The organism is Lactobacillus sp. (assembly GCF_051873315.1).
Classification (GTDB): domain Bacteria; phylum Bacillota; class Bacilli; order Lactobacillales; family Lactobacillaceae; genus Lactobacillus.
The window spans coordinates 1-8,607 of record NZ_JBJEES010000077.1 but is presented as its reverse complement, the minus strand read 5'-3'; the positions used below and the strand labels follow the sequence as shown (position 1 = coordinate 8,607).

Here is an 8,607-nt window from a genome sequence, read left to right as displayed (position 1 = left end):
CCCCGTATCTGCCTCATTTTTCAATAAACTTGGCCGGGCAGCTTGCAGATAATCTTCCAGGTACTTTTTGCTCTCCTGGTCAAAAAAGACATAGCGGTCCTTGTTGCCCTTGCCGTGCACTAAAATCATGCCGTTTTCCAGGTCAAGCTGGCTGATTTTCAAATCCGTCAGCTCGCTCAGCCGCATCCCGGTCGCGTAAAAAAGAGCCAGGATTGCCCGGTTGCGGACTGTTAACGGTTTGCCATCATTTAACGTCTTGATGACTTGGCCAACTTCATCCTGGTAGAAAAATTCAGGCAGCTTTTTCTCCCCCCGCCTAAGCTGAATAACCACGGTCGGGTCAGCCTTAACCAGGCCCCGCTTGGTCAAAAAGCGGTAAAAAGATTTAAGACTGGACAATTTCCGGGACAAGGTGCTAGAAGCCAGCTTTTGCCCAAGCGCCTGCAAGTAAATTTCCAGGTCCCGGCGGGAAATTTTATCCCAGCCAGGAAAGCCCCCATTTTCCTGCCAGAATTTTTCAGCCGCTGCCAGGTCCTTTTGGTAGGCCAGAATGGTTTTAGGGCTGTAAGAGCGCTCATTTTTCAAGTAAGAAAGAAACTGCTCTTCAAGGGTCATTAGTCAGCCAGCTTCTCTGCCTTAAAGGCGGCCAGGTCTGCCAGGCCCCGCTCGCTGATCTTTTCGTGGCGCTCGCGCTTGTTTCTGATCTTCTTGCCTTCCAGACCCGGGATCAAGGCAAAGCTGGCGTTCATCGGCTGGAAGTGCTTGGCATCAGTGGTCGTAATGTAGTGGGCCATTGAGCCAAGAGCCGTCGTTACCGGGAATTCAACCGTGTCCTTGCCCAATGCTTCTCTGGCCGCGTTGATTCCGGCCACCAGGCCGCTGCCGGCACTTTCCACGTAGCCTTCCACCCCGGTCATCTGGCCAGCAAAGAAGAGGCCCGGCTGCTTTTTAGCTTCGTAGCTGGCCTTCAACACTTCCGGGCTGGCCATGTAAGTATTCCGGTGCATCTTGCCATAACGAACGAAGCGGGCATTTTCCAAGCCCGGAATCATTTGGAAGACCCGCTTTTGTTCCCCATACTTGAGGTGGGTCTGGAAGCCCACGATGTTGTACATGGAGGCAGCGGCATTGTCTTGGCGGAGCTGGACGACCGCGTAAGGGGTCTTGCCGTCCTTCGGGTTCTCCAGACCAACAGGCTTTAAAGGACCAAAGAGCATGGTCTTGGCCCCCCGGGCAGCCATGACTTCAATTGGCATGCAGCCTTCAAAGACTTCACTGTTCTCAAAGCCGTGCATTTCTGCCGTTTCCGCGTGAACCAGGGCGTTAGCAAAGCGGTCGTATTCTTCCTTGGTCATCGGACAGTTGAGGTAGGCGGCTTCGCCCCGGTCATACCGGCTCTTCTTGTAGACGATGTCCATGTCGATGGAGTCAGCCGCGATGATTGGGGCTGCCGCGTCAAAGAAGTGGAGGCTGTCTGTGCCTTCAAAGTCCTGGATCTTTTCAGCCAAAGCATCGCTGGTCAATGGTCCAGTCGCGATAATAGTGATGCCTTCAGTTGGCAGGTCGGTGATTTCTTCATCATGAATAGTCACTTCCGGCAGGCTGGTCAGTTTGTCAGTCACGTATTTGGAGAAAAGCTCCCGGTCAACTGCCAGGGCCCCCCCAGCTGGAACCTGGCAGGCATCAGCGGCTTGCATGATCAGGGAGTCCATCTGCCGCATTTCTTCTTTCAAAAGGCCAACAGCGTTTGAGAGCTGGTTGGACCGCATGGAGTTGGTGCAAACCAATTCCGCGAAATTGCCGCTTTCATGGGCCGGGGTCATTTTCTTTGGCCGCATTTCATACAAGTCGACCTTAATCCCTCTTTTAGCCAGCTGCCAAGCTGCTTCGCTGCCGGCCAGACCGGCGCCGATTACCGTAACTTTTTCTGTCATTTGTTTCAATCCTTCGCTTAAAAATTATCTACTTGCTATTTTACCGAAAAAGCTCTTCCCTGCCTATTCGCACGCTCTATATAAAAATGCCACCAAGGAATTGGTGACATTTCTGCTTATCTATTGGCTTGTTCTGCTTATTCGGCTTCTTCGCCTTGTTCTTCTCTAGGTTCTTCCTTGTAGTCGCCGTTCGGGCAGAGAACGACAATGCCGTCCTTGCGCTTCTTTTCAACCAGGAAGTGGCCGTCGTTCGGGCAAACCCGGCTGATCGGCTTGTCCCAGGAGACAAAGTCGCAGTCTGGATAGCGGGAGCAGCCATAGAATTTCCGGCCCCGCTTGGACTTCTTCTCCAATACTTCCCCTTTCCCGCACTTCGGGCAGGTAACGCCGACCTTCTTGACGATGGTCTGGGTGTGGCGGCAGTCCGGGAAGCGGGAGCAACCGTAGAACTTGCCATAGCGGCCCATCTTGACCAGCATCGGCGCCCCGCAGATCTCGCAGTCAAAGCCAGCTGGCTGGTCCTTGATCTGGATCTTCTGGATCTCGCTGTCCGCCTTCTCCAGTTCCTTGGAGAATGGCTTGTAGTACTGGTCAACCACGCTGACCCAGTCCTTCTTGCCTTCTTCGACTTCGTCGAGTTCATCTTCCAGCTTGGCCGTGTAGTCAACACTGGTGATGTCCGGGAAGAACTGTTCAACCAGGCCGTCAACGATCTCGCCCAGTTCAGTTGGCACGATCGCCCGCCCTTCCAGCTTGACATAGTTCCGGGACTGGATGTTCTGGATGGTCGGCGCGTAAGTTGACGGCCGCCCAACCCCGTTTTCTTCCAGAGCCCGGACCAGGCTGGCTTCAGTATAGCGGGCCGGTGGCTGGGTAAAGTGCTGCTTGTTGTCTGACTTGGTCAGCTTGACCTCGTCACCTTCTTCAAGTGCCGGCAAGGCCACGTTCTTTTCGCTTCTGTTGTCGTAGACCTTAGTGTAGCCGGCGAACTTCATGACTGACCCGCTGGCTCTGAAGGTCACCCCGTTTTGGGTCAAGTCGTAGCGGACAGTGTCAAAGACGGCTGGAGTCATTTCACTGGCCACAAAGCGGCTCCAAATCAGGGTATAGAGGCGGAGTTCATCCTTGGTCAAAACCTTTTCCAGGGACTTCGGCGTCCGGTAGACGCTGGTCGGCCGGACGGCTTCGTGGGCGTCTTGGGCGTCACCTTGGTTCTTGAAATGGCGCTCTTTCTTAACCGCGAAGTCGCTGCCGTATTCCTCGTCGATAAACTTGGCTGCTTCCTGGCGGGCAACCGGTGAGATCCGCTTGGAGTCAGTTCTCATGTAGGTGATCAAACCGACCGTGCCTTCCTTGCCCAGGGAGATCCCTTCATACAGGTGCTGGGCAATGTTCATGGTCTTTGAGGTCCGGAAATTCAAGCGCCGGTTGGCTTCCTGCTGCATGGTGGAAGTCGTAAAAGGCGCGGCTGGCTGCCGGCGGACTTCTCTTTTGACTACCTTGCTGACCGTAAATGGCTGCTTCTTGTCAAACTTGGCCAGCAGCTTCTGGACGGCCTCGTTATTAGGCAATTCCGTCTTCTTGCCGTCTTCGCCGTAAAAGGACGCTTGGAATTTGTCCTTGCCCTTGGCGAATTCGGCCTCAATCGTCCAGTATTCAACTGGCTTAAAGGCCTTGATCTCCTTTTCCCGGTCGATGACTAGCTTCAAGGCAACTGACTGAACGCGTCCGGCTGACAGGCCCTTCTTGACCTTGGACCAGAGAATCGGCGATAAAGAGTAGCCGACTAAACGGTCCAGGACCCGGCGGGCTTGCTGGGCGTTAACCGTGTCCATGTCGATGGTCCGGGCGTGGTTAAAGGCATCCTTGACCGCGTCCTTGGTAACTTCGTTGAAGGTTACCCGGTTGGCTTCTTTTTCGTCCAAACCTAAAACATGGGCCACGTGCCAGGCAATAGCTTCCCCTTCCCGGTCAGGGTCGGAAGCCAGGTAGACTTTATTGGCCTTCTTGGCTTCAGACTTCAGTTCCTTGATGGTGTCACCCTTGCCCCGGATGGAGATGTATTTTGGCTGGTAGTCATGGTCAATGTCGACCCCCATCTGGGACTTTGGCAAGTCCCGGATGTGTCCTTTAGAGGCGATCACGTGATACTTCCGGCCCAGGTACTTCTCAATAGTGTGGGCCTTGGCTGGAGATTCCACGATGACCAGGTCTTTTTTCACCTTGCTCTTTTTCCGCTTCGGGCTGCTCTTCTTGGCAGCCGTGGTCTTTTTACTGCTCTTGCTCTTGTCTTCTTTTGCTGTAGCAGGCATCAAATGCCCCTTTCACTAAAATTGAAATTAAATCTTCTTCAATATAGAAATAATTTCCGGAATTGTCAACCAAAAGAAAATTAACTTAAGGGAGCAGACAGGCAATTTTTACTTGAATTTAATCTTTCACAGGTCGATTTCCTTGTCGATGACCGGGGTCGCCCCGGCTGAAATCAGCTGATTGGTGCCCGCCGACAAGGGGCTGGTGATGGCGCCTGGAACAGCAAAGACATTTCTGTTTTCCTGCAGGGCCAGATTTGCCGTAATTAAAGATCCTGAATGGGCTTTGGCTTCGGTCACGATCACGTTCTTGCAAATCCCGGCCAAAATCCGGTTGCGCTCTGGAAAGCGGAAGGGCCTTGGCGGCGTGTCGGGCAGGTATTCGCTAAGCAGGAGGCCCCGGGAAGCGATTTGCTGCTGCAGGATAGTATTTTCCCGGGGGTAAAAATAATTTAGTCCGTTAGCCACGACCGCGATGGTCTTGCCGCCAAAATTCAAGGCATTCTGGTGGGCTATGGCATCAACGCCTTTAGCCAGGCCACTGGCAATCACCTGCTTTTTCTTCAGCAAAACAGGCATGAGGTTCTCAATCACCCTGCCGGAATACGGGCTGGGCGTTCTTGAACCCACGATCACCGTCACCTCTTTTTCCAGCAAAGACAAGTCCCCTTTAGCAAAAAGCAGAATCGGCGGCCGATAAATTTCTCTTAGACGTACCGGATAAGCATCGTCAAAGAAACTGATTATTTTGAAATTCTTTTGTAAGTTTTCAATGGCACTTTCGTAGCGATCGCTTAAAAAGGCCCCCTCCACCCGGTAGAGGATTTCATCTGGTAGTTCCAGGCAGTTCAGCCATTCATGGTCCACGTCCTCATCCGGGGGCATCTGCTGCATGACCTGCAATATCTTCAGATAGCTGAGGCCCTTTTGCAGCTTTAGGCGCAGTAAGAATTCGGTTTTGTTCATCTTTTTCCCTCCACTTACTATTACGCCAAAAAGGCCATTTTTTCCTTTATCTCTGCAAAATTTTCGGCTTTTTTGCCCAAAAGAAAAAGACTGACTTAGTCAGCCTTTTTAAGTCCCACCATCTCACTCACCGGACTGAAGGTCAGGCGGTGAATCGGGGTTGGACCGTATTTTCTTAATGCTTCCAGGTGATCCTTGGTTCCATAGCCGGCATTATGGTCAAAGGCATAGTCTGGATAAAGACGAGCGTAATCGTCCATCAAGGAGTCTCTGAAGACCTTGGCCACGATTGACGCCGCGGCAATTGAGTTGGACTTGGCATCCCCCTTGATCAATTCTACTTGCGGCAAGTCCACCGGGACATTCATGGCGTCGACCAAAAGAGCATCTGGCCTTGTGCTCAAAGCTTCCACGGCCTGCTTCATGGCCTGGCGGTCAGCCTCGTAAATATTGATCTGGTCGATCACCTTGTTGTCCATGACCCCGACGCCCACGGCAATCGCCTGCTCCAGGATCTTGGGATAGAGGGCCAGGCGCTTTTGCGGGCTCAGCTTCTTTGAGTCATTGACTTCCAATAAGGAAAAATCTTCCGGCAAGACCACGGCTGCAGCCACTACCGGACCAGCCAAGGGGCCACGGCCGACTTCATCGACCCCGGCCACCAGCTGCCCATTTGCCCAAAAGTCTTTTTCATAGGAAAAGCGGGCCAAAAAGGCCTCTTTCTGCTTAGCCAGCTTTTCCTGCCGGCGCTGGTAGCTCTCCAGCAGCTTCTGGACTCCTTTGCGGTCATCTTTGGCTAACTCCGCCAAGATGGCAGGCGCGACTGAATCTGCTTGCAGCAGGTCTTTAATTTCATTAATTTTCATTATTCGCACTTGGCCGGTCCAGGCTGATCCGGCCCAGCTTGCCCTTTCTTAACCGCTGCAGCATAAAGAGAGAGAAGCGGTCATAGTCATCCCGCATCCCGTTGTTTTGGGTCATGGCCAAAAGCAGGTCGGTATCCCCAATATTTTCCAGCTTGTCCTTAGTGCAGTTGGCAAACTTGGCCAGGTAGGCCGGGTAGTACTGGCGCAGTTGCTTGATGACGAAAAGAGCCACGTCGTCAGCGTGGAAAATCGTGTCCTTGATCGCCCCAAAAGCAGCCAGCTTATAGCCCACGTCCTGGTCTTCAAATTTCGGCCAGAGAATCCCTGGCGTGTCCAGAATCTGAATGCCGTAAGGGGTCTTCAGCCAGGCCTGGCCCTTGGTTACCCCTGGCCGGTCCCCGGTGATAGCGACGTTGCGGCCCACTAGTCGGTTGATGATGGTGGACTTGCCGCAGTTTGGCACGCCAACTAAGCAGATGCGGATGATCGGGTTGGAGGCCCCTCTCTCTTCCAGCTTCTTAACCTTTTCACTGGCTGCCTTCTTGATCAGAGTAATCAGAGCCTGCATGTTGGTGTTGTGCTGGGCGTCCATGGCCATGACCAAGGTGCGCGGCCCCTGCAATTTCTTTTGCCAGAGCTTGGTCATCACCGGGTCAGCCAGGTCGGCCTTGTTCAAAATAATCAAGTGGGGCTTGTCGCCAACCAGGTCACTGATCATCGGGTTTCTGGAAGCGCTGGGAATCCGCGCGTCCAAAACTTCGACAACAACGTCAATCAAGTTTAATTTTTCTTCCAGTTGATTCCTGGCCTTGTTCATGTGGCCTGGATACCATTGAATTTTAGTCATTTTTCCTCCCAATAACAGCAGAAAAGGAAGCCTGGGCTCCCTTTCGTGCTTTTCATTGAATCCTAAAAATACTACTAATACTGCATTTTCTCTTCGTAAGCCTGGTAAGCATCGTCAAAAATCGTCATGCTGGGCAGGTAGGCGGCATTTTCTTCCAAGTATTCTGACAATTTGGTCCGGTCCTGTTCCTGTCTGGGGAAGGTCGAGTCAAACTGGGCATTATTGGCAAACTGAGCCAGGTCGCTATTTGAATCCGGATCGCGCAGAGTCATCAGAAACTGGTAAAAACTTTGTCGGTATGCCATATATTACTCCGTGTAAAACATGACCGCGTAGGCCTCATGGCCAGCGTGGGTGATGATGATCGGGCTGGTTTCCTGGACCAGGATTTCAAGGCCCGGGTTAACTTCCTTGAAGCGCTGGGCAAGTTCTTCCATCTTGTCTCTGGTGTCGACGTAAGAGATGCCGACGTACTTGACTTTGTCGCCCAGTTCTTTTAATTGATCGACCAGCATGTCGTCGAATTTCTTGATGAACTTCTTGCCCCGGCCCCGGTAAGGAACGTTCAAGCTGCCTTCCTTCATGGTCAGGCCGACATGGAAGTTCAAGGCTGAAACCACCCGGCCGGCCCACTTGCCTAAGCGGCCGCCAGCCAGAATGTTCTGCAGGTTGGGCACCATCATTTCCAGGTACATGTTCTTGCCGATCTGGTCCAGGTGGGCCAGGATTTCATCCATTTCCTTGCCCGCTTCCGCGTCCTTGGCCGCCTCAATGCAGTAGTAGCCTTGCGAGCGGTCAGTGTAGCCGCAGTCGATGACCGTGATCTTGCCAGCTACCATTTCCGCTGCCTGGCGGGCGGAGTCAACCGTCCCGGACAGGGTCTTGGCCATGAAAATTCCCAAAACCTCACTGCCGTCAGCCGTCAATTCTTCCATTCTTTCCACGAACAAACCGACCGGGGGCTGACTGGTCTTGGGCAGTTTTTCCGCCTCATCCATTTTTTGGATAAAGTTGGCCCGGGTAATGTCAACGCCATCCGTGTAGGTATGTCCGTCGATCGTCACCGACAGGGGCACCACCGTAATACCGTATTTTTCAATTTCTTCCGGACTCAGCTGTACTGAGGAATCCGTCATGATCTTGATCTTAGACAATTTAACTGACCTCAATTTCCAAATTATCCTATCAGCTTCTCTGTTGTGATAGAATTAGACTTAATACAGAGTTTAGTATAGCAAATTTTCGGCTAAAAATTATAATTAATTGATCAAAACTGAAAGGGACTTTATATGGCTTTTAATCCTTGGCAGCCGGCTGAAGACCGGCCCAAATCTTATTACATCATTGACAATGTGCTCTCAGCCGTCGTGCACGGGATTGGCTTTGGCCTCTCAATCGCTGGCCTGGTCGTTTTAGTAATCCGGGCCGCCCACACCCACAGCGCCCTAAGAGTGACCACATTTGCCATCTATGGCTCCTGCATGATTCTGCTTTACCTCTTCTCAACCCTCTACCACAGCCTGGTCTTTACCAAGGCAAACAAGGTCTTCCAGATCTTTGACCACTCCTCGATCTTTATCGCTATCGCCGGCTCTTATACCCCTTATACCCTGGTCACCATCGGCGGGGCAAAAGGCTGGGTCATGTTCGGCATTATCTGGGCCTTGACGGTCTTTGGGATC

Annotated in this window: 9 protein-coding genes; 1 reads left to right on the top strand and 8 read right to left on the bottom strand. The window is 52.4% G+C overall.

What is annotated here, in order from left to right; genetic code table 11:
* The 8 genes from ACI32D_RS04935 to ACI32D_RS04900 all read right to left on the bottom strand — a co-directional run.
* The coding region (locus tag ACI32D_RS04935) for a site-specific integrase (RefSeq protein WP_439775512.1) at positions 1-615 on the bottom strand (615 nt) is incomplete at its 3' end.
* A complete protein-coding gene (gene trmFO / locus ACI32D_RS04930; protein ID WP_439775511.1) occupies positions 615-1,934 on the bottom strand; it encodes a methylenetetrahydrofolate--tRNA-(uracil(54)-C(5))-methyltransferase (FADH(2)-oxidizing) TrmFO in 1,320 nt (439 codons plus the stop codon). The genes trmFO and ACI32D_RS04935, both read right to left, overlap by 1 nt.
* Before the next feature lie 137 nt (positions 1,935-2,071).
* Positions 2,072-4,246 carry a type I DNA topoisomerase gene (gene topA, locus ACI32D_RS04925; RefSeq protein ID WP_439775510.1) on the bottom strand — a complete coding sequence of 725 codons (2,175 nt, stop codon included), beginning with the start codon at positions 4,244-4,246 and terminating at the stop codon, positions 2,072-2,074.
* A gap of 126 nt (positions 4,247-4,372) precedes the next feature.
* Complete coding sequence (dprA, locus tag ACI32D_RS04920; RefSeq protein ID WP_439775509.1) at positions 4,373-5,212, bottom strand: DNA-processing protein DprA; 840 nt, start codon at positions 5,210-5,212, stop codon at positions 4,373-4,375.
* A gap of 95 nt (positions 5,213-5,307) precedes the next feature.
* Positions 5,308-6,078 (bottom strand): ribonuclease HII, encoded by a 771-nt coding sequence (locus tag ACI32D_RS04915; protein WP_439775508.1) that lies wholly within the window; start codon positions 6,076-6,078, stop codon positions 5,308-5,310.
* Positions 6,068-6,925: a ribosome biogenesis GTPase YlqF gene (ylqF, locus tag ACI32D_RS04910; RefSeq protein ID WP_439775507.1), complete on the bottom strand. Its 858-nt coding sequence runs from the start codon at positions 6,923-6,925 to the stop codon at positions 6,068-6,070. Before ylqF ends, ACI32D_RS04915 begins: the two co-directional genes overlap by 11 nt.
* A gap of 74 nt (positions 6,926-6,999) precedes the next feature.
* Positions 7,000-7,230, bottom strand: a complete 231-nt coding sequence (locus ACI32D_RS04905; RefSeq protein ID WP_439775506.1) for a YozE family protein — start codon at positions 7,228-7,230, stop codon at positions 7,000-7,002.
* Positions 7,231-7,233: 3 nt separating this feature from the next.
* Entirely contained in the window at positions 7,234-8,079 is an 846-nt protein-coding gene (locus ACI32D_RS04900) for a DegV family protein (RefSeq protein WP_439775505.1), read from the bottom strand.
* Between the two features lie 135 nt (positions 8,080-8,214).
* On the opposite strand from ACI32D_RS04900, the gene trhA reads away from it, so the two are divergent.
* Positions 8,215-8,607, top strand: a 393-nt coding sequence (trhA, locus tag ACI32D_RS04895; protein ID WP_439775504.1) for a PAQR family membrane homeostasis protein TrhA, incomplete at its 3' end; no start/stop codon positions are given.